A 16169-nucleotide genomic window follows, 5' to 3' on the forward strand; every position below is an offset into this window, starting at 1 on the left:
GCGCGGGCTTCAAATTTCTTGGACCAGCGGACTCACCTGCCGCTGCGGGAATCGACAGGACACCCCACGGAATGCGCACGGACACCGGCCAGGTCTTCAGGCTCGAAGACTATCGCCCCACCGACTATCTCATACCGGAAACCAGCCTGACTTTCCGCCTGTCGCCAGAAGCCACGCGCGTCGTCGCCGTGCTGACGGTTGAACGCCGCGACGGCATCGCGGCGTCAGTGCCGCTGGTGCTGGACGGCGATGGCCTGACGCTCAGCCGCATCGCAATCGACGGCCGGACACTAGCGCCGGCAGATTTTTTTGCCACGCCCGATCAGCTGACGATCACTACGCCGCCCGCAGCACCCCGTTTCCAGCTCCTGATCGAAACCGAGCTGGCGCCGGCACACAACGAAGCCCTGATGGGCCTCTATCGCTCCAGCAACGTCTATTGCACGCAATGCGAGGCCGAGGGCTTTCGGCGCATCACCTATTTTCTCGACCGCCCCGATATCCTGTCCGTCTATACGGTGCGAATCGAGGCGCGGCAGCACGAGGCGCCACTGCTTCTTTCCAACGGCAACCCGAGGGGCAGCGGCGAACTTGCCGACGGCTGGCACTATGCGGTCTGGCACGACCCCTTCCCCAAGCCATCCTATCTGTTCGCCCTGGTGGCGGGCGCTCTCGGCAAGGTCGCTGACAGCTTCGTCACATTGTCCGGCCGCAAGGTCGAACTCGGCATCTATGTCGAGCCGGGCAAGGAGCGGCTCGCCGGCTACGCCATGGACGCCCTGAAACGGTCGATGAAATGGGACGAGGAGGCGTTCGGCCGCGAATACGACCTCGATGTCTTCAACATCGTCGCCGTGTCCGACTTCAACATGGGCGCGATGGAGAACAAGGGCCTCAACATCTTCAACGACAAATATGTGCTGGCTGACCAGGAGACCGCAACAGACGCCGATTTCGCCAATATCGAGGCGATCATCGCGCATGAGTATTTCCACAATTGGACTGGCAACAGAATCACTTGCCGCGACTGGTTCCAGCTTTGCCTGAAGGAAGGGCTGACGGTTTTCCGCGATCACGAATTCTCCGCCGACCAACGCTCGCGAGCGGTGAAACGCATTGCCGAAGTGCGCACGCTGCGGGCGCATCAGTTTCCCGAAGACCAGGGACCGCTGGCGCATCCGGTGCGACCTCGCCGCTACCGCGAGATCAACAATTTCTACACGGCCACGGTCTACGAAAAGGGCTCGGAAGTGGTGCGCATGATCCGCACCATTCTCGGCAGCGAGACGTTCCGGGCCGGCATGGATCTCTATTTCGAGCGCCACGACGGCGAGGCTGCGACGATCGAGGACTTCATCAAGGTGTTCGAGGATGTGTCCGGCCGCGACCTCTCGCAATTTTCGCTCTGGTACCATCAGGCGGGCACGCCCAATCTGACGATCAGTTCGACGTACAATCCGGCAGCCCAGGAATTCATGCTCGAGATCGAGCAGTCGGTACCGCCAACGCCGTCCGAAAGCCGCAAGCGGCTGATGCATATTCCGCTGGCCTTTAGCTTGGTCGGCGCCGACGGCAAAGCGATAGCCTATAGCGGCGTCGAGGGCGCCAGCGTCGAGGACGGCGTCATCCATATCCGCAAGCGCCGGCACATGGTGCGCTTCTCGGGCGTTGGCGAGCGCCCGGCGATGTCGCTCAATCGCGGCTTCTCGGCGCCGGTGACGCTTTCCGTCGAGCAGAAGGCCGACGATCAGTTCTTCCTTGCCGGCCATGACAACGATACCTTCTCGCGCTGGCAGGCGTTCAACACGCTTTTGACCGAGGCGCTGATATCAGCCTTCCGCCAGGTCCTTGACGGCAAGCAGCCCGGTTTCGCATCACGGTTGACCGGGCTTGCCGGCAAAATAGCCGGCGACGAGACACTCGAACCGGCCTATCGGGCGCTGGCTCTGGCGCTTCCGGGCGAAGCCGATATCGCCCGCGACATCGGCAAGAACATCGATCCCGATGCCATTTTCTCGGCCCGCGAGCCGCTGACGGCCGCGATCGCCGAGGCCAACCGCGAGATATTCTCCGACCTCTACGATCGATTGGCCGACAAGGACGGTTTCAGTCCGGATGCGGCGAGCGCCGGGCGCCGGGCGCTGCGCAACACCTTGCTCGACTATCTCTCGCTGCTGCCGGGAGGTGCGGCGCTTGCGGCCCGGCACTTCCAGTCCGCGACCAACATGACGGACCGTGCCGCCGCACTGACCGTGCTTGCGCTCCGCCACCGCGGTTCGCCCGAGACGGTCAAGGCGCTGGCCGACTTCGAAGCGAACTATGCCACCGATCCGCTGGTGATGGACAAATGGTTCCAGATCCAGGCCAGCGTGCCGGGCCCGCAAACCATTCATGCGGTGCGCGCCCTCACCGGCCACCCGGCCTTCTCGATGGCCAATCCGAACCGGGTGCGCTCGCTCGTTGGCACGTTTTCCAGCGCCAACCAGACCGGCTTCCATCGCGCCGACGGCGAAGGCTACCGGTTTTTCGTCGAAACGGTCCTGCAGGTCGAAAAGCGCAACCCGCAGCTGGCCGCCAGGCTGGCGACGGCACTCAGATCATGGCGCTCGCTCGAACCTGCCCGGCAGGCCAAAGCAAGGGAAGCGCTGCTTTCGATTGCCAAAACCGAGAACCTGTCGACCGATTTGCGGGACATCGTCGAGCGCACGCTGGCGTAAGGTATGTCGATATTCAGGTGATGCCGGCCTGCGAACGGCGGTTTTCTGCGCTTCCGGTGCTCACGTACCCAAAAGTACGCTCCGCTCCGGTTCTCGGAAGCCACCATTCTCGGCGCGGCCTGACCTGAATCTCGCCACACCTTTGAAGGTTGCCGCCCGGCATCGGGCGGAAAAGCCATTATTTTAGTCGATTTTTAATCTTTTTTCGCCGCGCCTATGGACAAGCCGAATCACCTTTGATTCTTTAGCTGAAGATTCGGAAGTGCGGCGTCGCCGGATCGCCAAGCAGATTTAAAATCGGGGAGAGCCATTTATGGCGAAGGCGGACGCGTGGGGCGCGCCCGGAGGGACGGGTTTTGAGCAGCGTGAGACGAGAAGCGATGGTCTCGCCGGCAACGCGCGGCTCATCGCCGAACCCGCCTACCGACGGCTTCTGGCAGCCGAGCCATTGTTGCGTCGATCGATACCGGCCCTCATCATCATTTTCCTGGTCGTCATCGCGGCGCTGCGGTTCCTGTCGCTGATGAACGAACGTGACGACGTGGAACGCGACGCCAAGGCGATCCTTTCGCTCGCGGCGGGCCAACTCGCCAGTTCGATTAGCACCGATGCGAAGATGGCCTCAACGCCTGGCGCGACGCAGGACCTGTTGGAGGGCATCAGCCGTCAGGGCGCCATGGGCCGAAGCCACGTGCTTGCGGTCACCGATAGCGCGTTCAAGATCGTCGCCGTGACACCGCAATCGACGGGCTGGGAAGGGCGGTCGCTCGACGTCATCGCCCAGGGCGGTCAGCCGCTGTTCATGTTCGGCGACCGCGCCGGGGTGATGGAGGTAAGCATCGGCGGCCAGGACTGGTATGCCGCGGTGAGCCTGACAAATGCCAGGAACGGTGCTGCCGCAGCGCTCGTACCGCAGGAAGCGGTCTTCGACACGTGGCGCAAGACCGTTTCGCTCAACGTCACGCTGTTCGTGCTGACAGCCGGCGTGCTGATCGTCATCCTCTACGCCTATTTCGGCCAGGCGGCGCGCGCCCAGGCCGCCGACCGCATTTATCTCGAAGCGCACCAGCGCATCGATATGGCGCTGGTGCGCGGCCGCTGCGGCCTGTGGGACTGGGACATGGTGCGCGGCAAGATGTACTGGTCGCGCTCGATGTACGACATGCTGGGCTATGAGCCCTGCGACACAATGCTGTCGTTCGGCGAGGTCGACGAGATCATCCATCCCGAGGACGGCGACCTGTTCCAGCTCGCCAACAGGATCGTCGCACGCGAGATCGATCACATCGACCAGGTGTTCCGGATGCGCCATGCCGACGGACAATGGGTGTGGATGCGCGCAAGGGCGCAGGTGATCGACCCGGAAGCGCCGGAGATCCAGCTGATCGGCATCGCCGTTGATGTCACCGAGCAGCGGCACCTGGCGCTGCGCTCCGAGGCCGCAGATCTTCGCCTGCGAACGGCCATCGAAAACATCAACGAATCCTTCGTGCTCTGGGATTCCGCCCAGCGCCTGATCATGTGCAATTCCAAATACCAGCAGGACAACGGCCTGTCGGACCGCGACGTGATGCCGGGCGCCTCGCGCGCCGTTCTGGAAGATCGCATGCTTGCCTTCGCCTCGGAGCGCCGGCTTGCCAACACCAACGGGCAGCAGGGCGGCGTAACCTTCGAGCGGCAGCTTGCCGATGGCCGCTGGCTGCAGGTGAACGAATTGCGTACCAGGGACGGCGGCACCGTCTCGGTCGGCTCCGACATCACCCAGATCAAGCTGCACCAGGAGAAGCTGGTCGACAGCGAGCGCCGGCTGATGGCGACGATCCACGATCTCAGCCTTGCGCGCCGGGCTGAGGAAGAGCGGTCGCGCGAACTGGTCGAGCTCAATCACAAGTACATGAAGGAAACCGAGCGCGCCGAGGCCGCGAACCGGGCCAAATCCGAGTTCCTGGCCAACATGTCGCATGAATTGCGCACGCCGCTCAACGCGATCATCGGCTTCTCGGAGCTGATGGAACAGGCGCTGTTCGGGCCGTTGGGTTCGCCGCGCTACGAGGAATACGCTACCGACATCAACGGCAGCGGCAAATATCTTCTGGGCGTCATCAACGACATCCTCGACATGTCGAAGATCGAGGCCGGCCAGTTCTCGATGGATCAGGAGGAAATCGACCTCTGCCCGCTGATGCGGGAAACGGTGCGCGTCATCTCGCTGCAGGCAGCGGAAAAGTCGATCACCGTCGAAACACGCATCCCTGACTCACTGACGCTGTTCGCCGACCGCCGGGCGATCAAGCAGATCATCATCAACCTGCTGTCGAACGCGGTGAAATTCACCGGCCAGGGCGGCCGCATCGCGGTAAGGGCCCGCAACACATCCAGCGCTCTGGTCCTGACGATCGAAGACAATGGCTGCGGCATCCCGAAGGAGGCGCTGAGCAAGCTCGGGCGGCCGTTCGAACAGGTGCAGAACCAGTTTTCCAAGAGCCATGCCGGTTCCGGCCTTGGCCTTGCCATCTCACGCTCGTTGGCCGAACTTCAGGGCGGCGCCTTGAAAATCCGCTCCACCGAAGGCACCGGCACGATCGTGTCGGTGCGCATTCCGATCAAGAAGCCGACGCAGCCGGTCAGGGCCGCCGCCTGACCTCTGTTCGTGAAGCGGTTGCAACTTTCGGAAACGCCGTGGGGCAGCGCCCCCGATGCAATTCAAAGCAGCCGTTTGGTGTTGCGACGTCATGTGCGTTTCGCACGAAGCAAAAGGTTGAAATCCTTTCTGACCTTTTGCGACGTCTCCTTGAGGTGCGCTTCCAGCACAGCGAAATCCGGCAGGTCGGTGACCGCCAGAAGCAGATCCAAAAGCCCCGGCGGAACATCGTCCCGTTCGAACACCCCGGTGAGGCAGAGCCGCGTCATCTGGGTCAGCGCCAGATAAAGCGCATAGGCATCGCAAAGCTCCTGCCTGACCTGGGCCTCGGCGAAATCAGGCGCCAGCCTCGACAGGGCTTCCGCTGTCCCGGTGACCCGGCGGCCGGCTTCGAGCTTTCCCGTGATCACCGCCACCTGCGCGATGAATTCGAGGTCGATGAGACCGCCCGGGATCAGCTTGATGTCCCAGAGATCGCGCGGCGGCTTCTCCTTCTCGATCATCGCGCGCATCTCGGCAGCCTCGGCCATCACCTTGGCGCTGTCGCGCGGCAGGGCAAGCACCGCCGCCACCTCGGCCTCGACCTCGGTGCACAGCGCCTGATCGCCACCGATCGCGCGGGCCCTGGACAGCGCCATATGCTCCCATGTCCAGGCGTCCTTGCGCTGGTACTTCTTGAAGGCATCGACATGAGTGGCAACCGGCCCCTTGTTGCCGGACGGCCGCAAGCGAAGGTCGAGCTCGTAGAGAACGCCCTCGGCGGTCGGCGCGGACACGGCTGATATCAGCCGCTGCGTCATCCTGGAGTAATAGTGGGATGGGGCGAGCGGCTTGTCGCCGTCGGATTCTTCGGCATCCGCATCGTGATCATAAAGCAGGATGAGGTCGACATCTGAGCCGGCCGTCAGTTCGCGGCTGCCGAGCTTGCCCATGCCGAGCAGCGCAACGGTGCCGCCGGCGATTCGACCGTGACGCAGCGCGAACTCGGCGATGACCGCCCGCAGCGCCGCGTCGATGGTGAGATCGGCCAGATCGGAAAAGGCACGGCCGGCGCGGGCCGGATCAATCGAGCCGGCAAGCAGCCTGACACCGATCAGGAATTTCTGCTCGGACGCAAAGATGCGCAAGCGGTCGAGCACGTCCTCATAGGCCCTGTCGCCCTCGAGGAAGGCGGCGAGACGGCCGGACAGGTACGCGCGGTCCGGCAGCTCGGTCAAAAGGGCCGGATCCAACAGGCCATCGAACACGTGAGGCCGGCGCGTGATGATAGCGGCCAGCCGTGGGGCCGCGCCCATGATCGTCGCCAGCAGCTTCAGCAGAGCCGGATTGGACTGGAGCAGCGAGAAGAGCTGGATGCCGGCGGGCAGGCCGGCAAGGAATTCGTCCAAGCGTATCAACGCCTCGTCCGCCCGGCGCGTCTGACCGAAGGATTGCAGCAGCGCCGGCGTCAGTTCGGTCAACCGCTCGCGCGCCTCGGCCGACTGGGTGACGCGATAGCGGCCGAAATGCCAGCCGCGGATGACGCGGCAGATGTCGCTCGCCCGCTGGAACCCCAATCTCTGCAGGGTCTGCAACGTATCGGGGTCATCGACATCGCCGGTAAAGACCAGATTGCCAATGCCCGCCGAAAGCTCGGGCGCAGTCTCGAAGAGTGCTGCGTAGTGGCGTTCGACCTGGTGGAGTGCGGCGCGGAACGCCTCGGCAAAGGCCGCCGCCTCGGCAAAGCCCAGAATGCGGGCAATGCGTTCGAGCTCTTCGTCATCTTCCGGCAGTACATGGATCTGCTCATCGGCGACCATCTGGAGGGCATGCTCGACGCGGCGCAGGAACCAGTACTGCCGGGCGAGCGCGTCGCGCGCATCGGCCGTGATCCAGCCGCGTGCCGCAAGCTGGCCAAGCATCGGCACGGTCACGCGGCCGCGCAGCTCGGGGAAGCGGCCGCCGGCGATGAGCTGCTGGGTCTGGACGAAAAATTCGATCTCGCGAATGCCGCCGCGGCCGAGCTTGACGTTGTGGCCCTTCACCGCGATCTCACCAAGACCCTTGTGGGCGTGAATCTGGCGCTTGATCGAATGGACGTCGGCGATCGCCGCATAGTCCATGTATTTGCGCCAGATGTAGGGCTGGAGATCCTTCAGGAACGCAGTACCGGCGGCGAGATCGCCGGCCACCGGACGCGCCTTGATCATGGCGGCGCGCTCCCAGTTCTGGCCGCGCGCCTCGTAGTAGCGCAGTGCCGCCTCGACCGGGATCGCCAGCGGCGTAGAACCGGGATCGGGACGAAGCCTGAGGTCGGTGCGGAAAACATAGCCGTGTTCGGTGCGATCCTGGAGAATGCGGACCAGCCGGCGCGTCAGGCGCGAAAACAGCTCCGTCGCATCGAGCGGGTCGACGACGGCAGACGCCTGCGGGTCGAAGAAAACGACGAGGTCGATGTCGGAGGAGAAGTTCAGCTCATGGGCGCCCAGCTTGCCCATGCCGAGCAGGATCCAGCCCGACCGGCGCGCCGGATCCTCGAGGTCCGGCAGTTTGAGCTTGCCTTGTCCGTGCGCGTCGCGAAGCAGGAAGTCGACGGCAGCGCGGGTGCAGGCGTCGGCAAGATCGCTCAGCCGCTGTAGTGTGACTGCTGTTTCATCCTCGCCTGCAAGGTCGGCCAGCGCGATCAGGACATGCGCTTCCGCTTTCAGTTGCCGCAGCTCCATCATCAGGCTGTTTTCGGAGATGGCTTCCGCCCGCGCAGCGTTGTCGATGGAGGCGCCGATCGACGCCAGCCGGGCCACGACGGTTTCATCGAAAAGCGCATCCACGATCTGCGGGCGGCGGCGTACTGTGTCGCGGAGAAACGGCGACAGGTCGAACACTGCGGCGAGGAAATCCTGGACGGCGCCCTTGCCGGTGAGAAATTTCGCGAGCCGGGGAAGCCCGTCTTCCTGCGCAGCGGAAGCGATTTCCGACAATTCGCGCCTGGCGCGGTTCCGATCCAGGGGGACGAGCTTTGCCGCCGGCTTCAGAAGCCAGTTGGTCTGTTCCGCAGCCGCCCTCACCGCCATCAGCGATCCTCCCGTTCGGGAAAACTCATGACGACGGACAATCCGGGATCGGCGGGCAGAAGATCAAGCCGTCCGTTGTGGAATGTCATGATTGCCTTGGCAAGGCTGAGGCCCAGACCGGAGCCCGGCTGCGAGCGGCTCTTCTCCAGGCGCACGAAACGCTCGGTCGCCCTGGCGCGATCGGCATCGTCGGGAATGCCCTGGCCGTTGTCTGTGACGGAAAGCCTGATTTCGCTACCGACGCGATCGAGCGTCACGCGGACGATCGGCTTGGATGTCGAATCGGTCGAATATTTGATCGCGTTGTCGACGATGTTCGATAGCGCCTGGCCGATCAGCTCGCGATTGCCTTCAACGGCGAAGGCATCCTGCACCGAGGTCTCGAGTGTCACTCCCGCCTCCTCCGCCACCGGCTCGTAGAGCTCGACGACATCGCGCACGGACGCAGCCAGATCGACCCGGCTGGTGCTTTCTGAGGAATAGCCCGCCTCAAGCCTGGAGATCATCAGGATGGCGTTGAAGGTCTTTATCAGCTGGTCGGACTCGGCGATGGTCGCTTCCAGCGCCTGGCGGTAGTCGGTAGCGCTGTGCTTGCCGGAAAGCGTTGCTTCGGCACGGTTGCGCAGCCTGGTCAGCGGTGTCTTCAGATCGTGGGCGATGTTGTCGGAGACCTGCTTCAGCCCTTCATTCAGCGTGGCGATCCTGGCCAGCATGGAATTGAGGTTTTCGGAGAGCCGATCGAACTCGTCGCCGGCGCCGGTGACCGGTAGCCGGCCGGAAAGGTCGCCGCCCATGATGCGGCGACTGGCCTCCGACACCGAGTCGATCCGCTTCAGCGCCGCGCGTCCGACGAAGAACCAAATCAAGAGTCCGCCGAGCGCCATCATGCCGAGCGCCAGCATCAAAGCGCGGCGGATGACGGCGCGGAACCGCTCCGGCTCGCCGAGATCGCGGCCGACGAGCATGATCATCTGGTTCGGCAGGCGCAGCACCAAAGCAATGGCGTTGTGGCCCTTCTCGCCTTCGACCTGGACTTCGCTCTGGCTGGGTTCGTTCGGGTCGGCGACTGGGTTGCGCTGCCGCTCGAGCTCGCCCTCGCCGAAGCGCCGATAGGAAAACGGCTCCGTCGTCCAGCCCTCGGCTTCGAGAACGCCGGGCTCCAGGCTCTGCACGTTTCCGGTTAGGATCTGGCCGTTGGTGTCGGCGATCAAATAGAGATTGGCGCCGGGCTGGCGGGAGCGCTGCTCGACCACGCGGACCAGCAGCGGCAAGCCGCCGCGCTGGTAGGCCCGGGCGAGGCCGAGCACTTCGTCGTTGATAGTCTCCTGCGTCTGGCCGGTCAGCATGCGTGCCGACAGCGAGGTCATGTAGAAGACGAGCAGCACCGCACAGATGGCGAACAGTAGGAGATAGAGCGCCGAAAGCCGCGCTGCCGTCGTCTTCATGATGGCCGGCATGGAGAGAGCCATGCTACCCGCTCTTGAGCATATAGCCGGCGCCACGAACCGTGTGCAGGATCGGCTTGTCGAAGCCCTTCTCGATCTTGCCGCGCAGCCGCGAGACGTGAACGTCGATGACGTTGGTCTGCGGATCGAAATGGTAGTCCCAGACATTTTCCAGCAGCATGGTGCGCGTCACCACCTGGCCTGCATGGCGCATCAGATATTCAAGCAGGCGGAACTCGCGCGGCTGCAGCGTGATCTCGCGCGCCGCGCGCCGCACCGAATGAGAGAGCCTGTCGAGTTCGAGATCGCCGACCCGGTAGACGGTTTCGGCTTCCCTGGCGCTGGCGCGGCGGTTCAGCACCTCGACCCGGGCCAAAAGCTCGGAAAACGCATAGGGCTTGGTCAGATAGTCGTCGCCGCCGGCGCGCAAGCCGGTGACCCGGTCGTCGACTTCGCCGAGCGCCGACAGGATCAGCACCGGCGTTGTATTGCCTCTGGATCTCAGACCGGCGATGACCGACAGGCCGTCGCGGCGCGGCAACATGCGGTCGACGACCATCACGTCATAGTCGCCGGAGTCAGCGAGCGCGAAGCCGGTTTCGCCGTCGCCGGCGACATGGGCGGTGTGGCCGGCCTCGGTAAAGGCTTTCTGGAGGTAATCGGCCGCTTCGCGATCGTCTTCTATGACGAGAATCTTCATGGGACCGTTATACGCGATTTCGCTGGAAGATTGAGTGGCCGGCATATGCATCGTGGCCTTCACCAGGGCGTATCGCGAACAAATTGATTCAAAGATACGCAGTAAGTCTTTGTTTTGAAATGTCGTTGCCCCAGAGCCATCGGGCACCCTCGTATCAAGCCCGAGGCAGGCTTTTGGGCGAGATGCTTTGTTGTTTGAGCATATCGTCATGCTTTGTTCGAGCGGCAGCGGGCGATGGGAGCCCGCTGCCGCTCGGGCGGAACGCGATGACTGATTAACGTATTCAAGCCCCGTGCTTCTCCCATGCGACGGCTCGGGTGTTTGAAACCGCCGCACCGGAAAAGTCTGGAACGTCAGCCCTTGGCGACAGGCAGCGCGACGAAGCGGTTGCTGTCGTCGCGGGTGATCTGCATCAGCACCGCCTTGCGGCCCGACTTCACCGCGTCGGCCATGGCCTTGGCGACGTCGTCTGTACCATTGACCTCCGTCGAATTGACCGAGGTGATGATGTCGCCGGGCTGGATGCCGCGATCGGCGGCATCGCTGTCGGGATCGACATCGGTTACGACAAGCCCCTTGCCATCGTCGGATGTGGTGACGGTGAGGCCAAGATCGGCCAGCGTATCGGCCTTTGGCGGAGCGGAAGGCTGTTGGTCGGCCGAGGCCTGCTTGTCGCTGGAAGGCAGCGTGCCGAGATCGACCTTGACCGTCTCGCTCTTGCCGTCACGCCACAGCGTGACGTCGACCGGCTTGCCGGGCTGGTAGGCGCCGATCAGACGGGCGAGTTCCTTCGGCGAAGCGACGTCCTTACCGTCCACCTGAGTGATGACGTCACCGGCTGATATGCCGGCCTTCTTGCCGGGACCATCGTCCTGGGCGCTGGAAACGAGCGCACCCTTATCGGACTTCAGCCCGAGCGATTCGGCGATTTCGGAGGTGACCGGCTGGATCTCGACGCCAAGCCAGCCGCGCTGCACGGTGCCGTCCTCCATCAAATCCTGCACGACCTGTTTGGCGGTCGAGGCGGGAATGTCGAAGGCAATGCCAACGCTGCCGCCGGACGGCGAGAAGATCGCGGTGTTGATGCCGACGACCTGGCCGTTGAGGTTGAAGGTCGGGCCGCCCGAATTGCCGCGGTTCACCGAGGCGTCGATCTGGATGAAGTCATCATAGGGACCGGCGCCGATATCGCGGCCACGGGCCGAGACGATACCGGCGGTGACCGTGCCGCCGAGGCCGAACGGATTGCCGACGGCCACGACCCAGTCGCCGACGCGAACCTTTGAATCATCGGCGAAGTCGACATAGGTGAACTTGCCGTCGCCTTCGACCTTGAGCACCGCGAGGTCGGTGCGCGGATCCGTGCCGACCAGCTTGGCGTCGAGTTCCTTGCCGTCATGCATCACCACAGTGAAGGACGAGCCGTCTCCGACGACATGGTTGTTGGTGACGAGGTAGCCATCCTCGGAGATGAAGAAACCGGACCCTTGGGCGACCGGCCGCGGCTGGCGGTCACGGCGTCCGAAACGCCGCATTCCATCCCGGCCATCCTGATCGCCAAAACCACGGAACTCCCTGAAGAAGCGGCGCAATTGCGGATCATCGGGAAGATTGCCGAAAGCGTCCGGCAGGTCGGAGCCGTCGTCGGCGGTCGATTCTATCTTGGCTTTGACACGGACACTGACGACCGCCGGCGAAACGCGCTCGACCACATCGGCGAAGCTGGGGACCTGCGGCGCCTCGACACGCACGGCGTCGGCCAGGACCGGGGCTGTCCCGGTGGCAACCGCGCCGAAGCCGATCGCGCCGGCAATGGCAACTGAAGCGGCGGCAGCCATCAGGCGTTTGCGGGTGCGGGGACATGAATTGGGGGCAATATGCATGGGTGTCGTATCCTCTTTCAAGGGATGCGCTTCGGTCGGCATCCTCAGGCAAGAGAAATAGAGGCGCGCACATTACGGCGCCATTTCCGGTGCATGAAACTTTGGTAATGTTTGCGGGCACGAACCCCTTGGTCGCGCCTGCCCGTTGCCCTATGTTGTACACAGTTCAGCACAAGGCTTTCACTATGACCGCAAGCGCCACCATGACGATTCGGGTTTCGTCCGAAACCAAGCTGAAGCTGGAGCGGATCGCCGCCGACACTCGGCGCAGCAAATCGTTCCTGGCGGCCGAGGCGATATCGGCCTATGTCGATCGCGAGCTCGAGATCATCGAAGGCATCAAACGCGGCATGGCCGACGCGGCAGTTGGCCGTGTCGTGCCGCACGACGAAGCCATGGCGGAAATCGACGCCATCATCGAAGCATCGAAAGGCAAGCGCGCGGACAAGGCGTGAAGCGGTTCGTCACCTGGTCGCGAGAAGCGCTGGACGACATCTAACAGCAAATCGCCTTCATCGCGCGGGACAATCCAGCCGCCGCCAGACGCCTTGCGGATCGCATTCGTGATGCGGGCCGCGGTCTTGGCGACATGGCGACGGGCCGGCCTGGCCGAGTAACAGGCACCTATGAGAAGCCCATCAGCCGCCTGCCCCACGTCATTGCCTATGAGCTGCGGCCGATCGCTGGGCGTGAGAGCGTCGTTATCTTGCACGTCATTCACACGTCCCGGGACTGGCCGCCGGAGGAATGGCCGAATTAGTTACCCAGCATCTTGTCCAACGCTGCCTTCTCCTCGGCGGTGAGCATGGCCGCAGGCGTCGAACGGCGCGACCGGGCGGTCAGCACGATGAAAATCCCGCCGGCAAGCAGCAGAAGGACCGGCGTGCCCCACAACAGCGCATTGCGCAGGCTGAAGCGCGGCTTCAACAGCACGAACTCGCCGTAGCGGGAAACGATGTAGTCGATCACCTGCCGGTCGGTGTCGCCGGCGACGAGGCGCTGGCGAACCAGCACGCGCAGGTCGCGGGCAAGTTCGGCATCGGATTCGTCGATCGACTGGTTCTGGCAAACCATGCAGCGCAGCTGCTCCGAAAGCGTCCGCGCCCGCGCCTCGAGCGCCGGGTCGGCCAGAACCTCGTCTGGCTTCACCGCAAGCGCGGCGCCGGCAAACAACAGTGTCAGCAGCAGGATCAGCGAAACCAGCGAAAATCTCGCGGTCATGGCAGGCTCGCAGAAGACACGGCGCCCGTCGACTTGCGGCGGCGGGACGGTGCGCCGACGCGCAGCCGCCGGTCCATGAGCGACATCGCAGCACCTGCCATCATGACAAGGGCGCCGCCCCAGATCAGCGTCACCAGCGGCTTCCACCATAGCCGCACCACGACGGAGCCGTCGGTCGCCTCGTCGCCAAGCGAGAGATAGAGCTGGCTGAAACCGATCGTCTTGATACCGGACTCGGTCGTCGTCATCTGCCGGACGGGATAGGAGCGCTTGGACGAGGTGATTGCAGCGGCAGTGCGTCCATCGGCGCCGAGCAGGGCGAAGCGGCCGCGATCCTCGCTATAGTTAGGCCCCTGGGCCGGATAGAGCCCTTCGAAACGCAGCGTGTGGCCGGACAGTTGCACGGTCTCGCCTGCATGCATCGACAAGATCCTTTCGGTGCCGAAGCAAAGCGTGCCGATGATCCCCAGCGTTGTCAGCCCGAGGCCGAGATGGGCGAGCGCGGTGCCGAAGACCGAACGCGGCAGGCCGGCGAAGCGCCTGAGCATGGTGCCGGGCGCGACACTGCCAAAGCCGGACTTAACGGCAATATCGGTGAGCGCGCCGCAGATCAGCCAGAAGCCCAGGCCGACGCCAAGCGCTGCGAACACCGACGCGCCGTCGATGAACAAGGCCGTCACCAGCACGGCCAGAAGCGCTGCGGCGAAGGCCGCCATCAGCCGCTGGGCGACGGCGAAAATGTCGCCGCGCTTCCAGGCCAGCAGCGGCCCGAACGGGACCACGGCCAGAAGCGGCACCATCAGCGGGCCGAATGTCAGGTTGAAGAATGGCGCGCCGACCGAAATCTTGTCGGCAGAAACGGCCTCGACGGCCAGCGGATACAGCGTGCCGATCAGCACGGTGGCAGTGGCTGTGGTCAGGAACAGATTGTTGAGGACCAGCGCCCCCTCGCGCGAGATCGGATGAAACAGGCCGCCGGCAGTCAACCTGGAGGCGCGAAAGGCGAACAACGCGAGTGATCCGCCGATGAACAGTGTCAGGATACAGAGAATGAACACGCCGCGCGTCGGATCGGTGGCGAAGGCGTGGACGGAAGTGAGCACGCCGGAGCGCACCAGGAAGGTGCCGAGCAGCGACAGCGAGAAGGTCAGGATCGCCAACAACAGCGTCCAGATCTTCAAGGCCGAGCGCTTTTCCATGACGATCGCCGAATGGAGCAGCGCGGTGCCGGCCAGCCAAGGCATGAAGGAGGCGTTCTCGACCGGATCCCAGAACCAGAAACCGCCCCAGCCAAGCTCGTAATAGGCCCAGTAGGAACCCATGGCGATGCCGCCGGTCAGGAACATCCAGGCGACCAGCGTCCATGGCCGCACCCAGCGCGCCCAGGACGCGTCGATGCGGCCTTCGATGAGGGCGGCGACCGAGAAGGAAAAGCAGATCGAGAAGCCGACATAGCCGAGATAGAGCAGCGGCGGATGGATGGCGAGGCCAAGATCCTGCAGGATCGGGTTGAGATCGCGGCCCTCGATCGGCGCCGGATTGAGCCTGGCGAACGGGTTGGACGTCGCCAGGATGAACAGGAAAAAGGTGGCGCCGATCGCGCCTTGCACGGCCAGCACATTGGCTCGAAGGGCCGCGGGAAGATTGCTGCCGAAAGCAGCGACGAGCGCGCCGAAAAAGGTCAGGATCAGCACCCAGAGCAGCATCGAGCCCTCGTGATTGCCCCAGGTGCCGGTGATCTTGTAGATCAGCGGCTGCAGCGAATGCGAGTTGTCCCAGACGTTGGCCACCGAAAAATCGGACGTTGCGTAGGCGATCGCCAGCGCCGCGAAGGACAGAGCGGTCAAGGCAAAGCCGGTCACTGCGACCGGACCGCCGACAGCCATCATCTTCTGGTTGTTCATGCGCGCGCCGAACATCGGCACCAGCGTCTGCACCAAAGACAGCGCGAACGCCAGGACCAGCGCGAAATGTCCGGTTTCAACCATTGTGGCCAAGCCCGCCAGGTTTTTGTTTTGCCGCAGGATCTTGCCGCAAAACCGAGGGACACTTTTGCGGAACCTGCTTAGTCACTCTTGCTCTCCTGCCACACGCCCTTGGATTTGAGGCTCTCGGCCACCTCCTTGGGCATGTAGTTCTCGTCGTGTTTGGCCAGCACGCTGTCGGCGACGAAGACGCCGTCCGGGCGAAACGTGCCTTCAGTGATGACGCCCTGCTCCTCGCGGAAAAGGTCGGGAAGAATGCCGGTGTAGGTGACCTTGACCTGCTTCTGGTTGTCGGTCACCGAAAAGGCGACGGTGGCCCCCTGACCGCGCTCGATCGTACCTTTTTCGACGAGGCCGCCGAGTCTGATACGCTGCCCGGGCTGCAGGCTGGCGTTGGTCAGATCGGCGGGCATGTAGAAGTAGGAGGCCTTCTGGCCGAGCGCGTAGAAGGTCAGACCGGTGGCGGCACCGAGAAAGGCCAACCCTCCGGCGATCACCGACAGTCTTTTCTGCTTGCGCGTCATGTT

General features: G+C 63.7%; 11 protein-coding genes. 4 read left to right on the plus strand and 7 right to left on the minus strand.

What is annotated here, in order from left to right:
- The first annotated feature begins 71 nt into the window (after positions 1-71).
- Together pepN and AC0L3N_RS05040 are read left to right on the plus strand one after the other, a co-directional pair.
- Entirely contained in the window at positions 72-2717 is a 2646-nt protein-coding gene (gene pepN, locus AC0L3N_RS05035; protein ID WP_473546079.1) for an aminopeptidase N, read from the plus strand.
- A 313-nt stretch (positions 2718-3030) separates the two neighbouring features.
- Positions 3031-5358, plus strand: coding sequence for a PAS domain-containing sensor histidine kinase (locus tag AC0L3N_RS05040; protein WP_473546081.1), 2328 nt, complete (start codon positions 3031-3033; stop codon positions 5356-5358).
- 89 nt (positions 5359-5447) lie between these two features.
- Here AC0L3N_RS05040 and AC0L3N_RS05045 read toward each other — a convergent pair whose 3' ends face one another.
- The 4 genes from AC0L3N_RS05045 to AC0L3N_RS05060 all read right to left on the minus strand — a co-directional run bounded on the left by AC0L3N_RS05045 (position 5448) and on the right by AC0L3N_RS05060 (position 12436).
- Entirely contained in the window at positions 5448-8408 is a 2961-nt protein-coding gene (locus AC0L3N_RS05045; RefSeq protein WP_473546083.1) for a bifunctional [glutamine synthetase] adenylyltransferase/[glutamine synthetase]-adenylyl-L-tyrosine phosphorylase, read from the minus strand.
- Positions 8408-9877, minus strand: a complete 1470-nt coding sequence (locus AC0L3N_RS05050; protein ID WP_473546085.1) for a sensor histidine kinase — start codon at positions 9875-9877, stop codon at positions 8408-8410. The genes AC0L3N_RS05045 and AC0L3N_RS05050 overlap by 1 nt, the downstream gene beginning before the upstream one ends.
- Before the next feature lies 1 nt (position 9878).
- Positions 9879-10553, minus strand: coding sequence for a response regulator transcription factor (locus AC0L3N_RS05055; protein ID WP_164547000.1), 675 nt, complete (start codon positions 10551-10553; stop codon positions 9879-9881).
- A 353-nt stretch (positions 10554-10906) separates the two neighbouring features.
- Positions 10907-12436 carry a DegQ family serine endoprotease gene (locus AC0L3N_RS05060; RefSeq protein ID WP_473546087.1) on the minus strand — a complete coding sequence of 510 codons (1530 nt, stop codon included), beginning with the start codon at positions 12434-12436 and terminating at the stop codon, positions 10907-10909.
- A 185-nt stretch (positions 12437-12621) separates the two neighbouring features.
- On the opposite strand from AC0L3N_RS05060, the gene AC0L3N_RS05065 reads away from it, so the two are divergent.
- On the plus strand, positions 12622-12891 hold the full coding sequence (locus tag AC0L3N_RS05065) for a CopG family ribbon-helix-helix protein (protein ID WP_473546089.1): 270 nt from the start codon (positions 12622-12624) through the stop codon (positions 12889-12891).
- A gap of 50 nt (positions 12892-12941) precedes the next feature.
- Entirely contained in the window at positions 12942-13196 is a 255-nt protein-coding gene (locus AC0L3N_RS05070) for a type II toxin-antitoxin system RelE/ParE family toxin (protein WP_473546349.1), read from the plus strand.
- Here the strand turns inward: AC0L3N_RS05070 and AC0L3N_RS05075 are convergent.
- The 3 genes from AC0L3N_RS05075 to ccmE form a co-directional block, all read right to left on the minus strand.
- Positions 13193-13657, minus strand: coding sequence for a cytochrome c-type biogenesis protein (locus tag AC0L3N_RS05075; protein WP_473546090.1), 465 nt, complete (start codon positions 13655-13657; stop codon positions 13193-13195). The two genes, AC0L3N_RS05070 and AC0L3N_RS05075, sit on opposite strands and share 4 nt — an antisense overlap.
- Positions 13654-15645 carry a heme lyase CcmF/NrfE family subunit gene (locus AC0L3N_RS05080; protein ID WP_473546092.1) on the minus strand — a complete coding sequence of 664 codons (1992 nt, stop codon included), beginning with the start codon at positions 15643-15645 and terminating at the stop codon, positions 13654-13656. The genes AC0L3N_RS05075 and AC0L3N_RS05080 overlap by 4 nt, the downstream gene beginning before the upstream one ends.
- Before the next feature lie 77 nt (positions 15646-15722).
- Complete coding sequence (ccmE, locus tag AC0L3N_RS05085) at positions 15723-16166, minus strand: cytochrome c maturation protein CcmE (protein WP_123149883.1); 444 nt, start codon at positions 16164-16166, stop codon at positions 15723-15725.
- Positions 16167-16169: the final 3 nt, after the last annotated feature.

The sequence above is a fragment of the Mesorhizobium sp. WSM4807 genome (assembly GCF_055811615.1).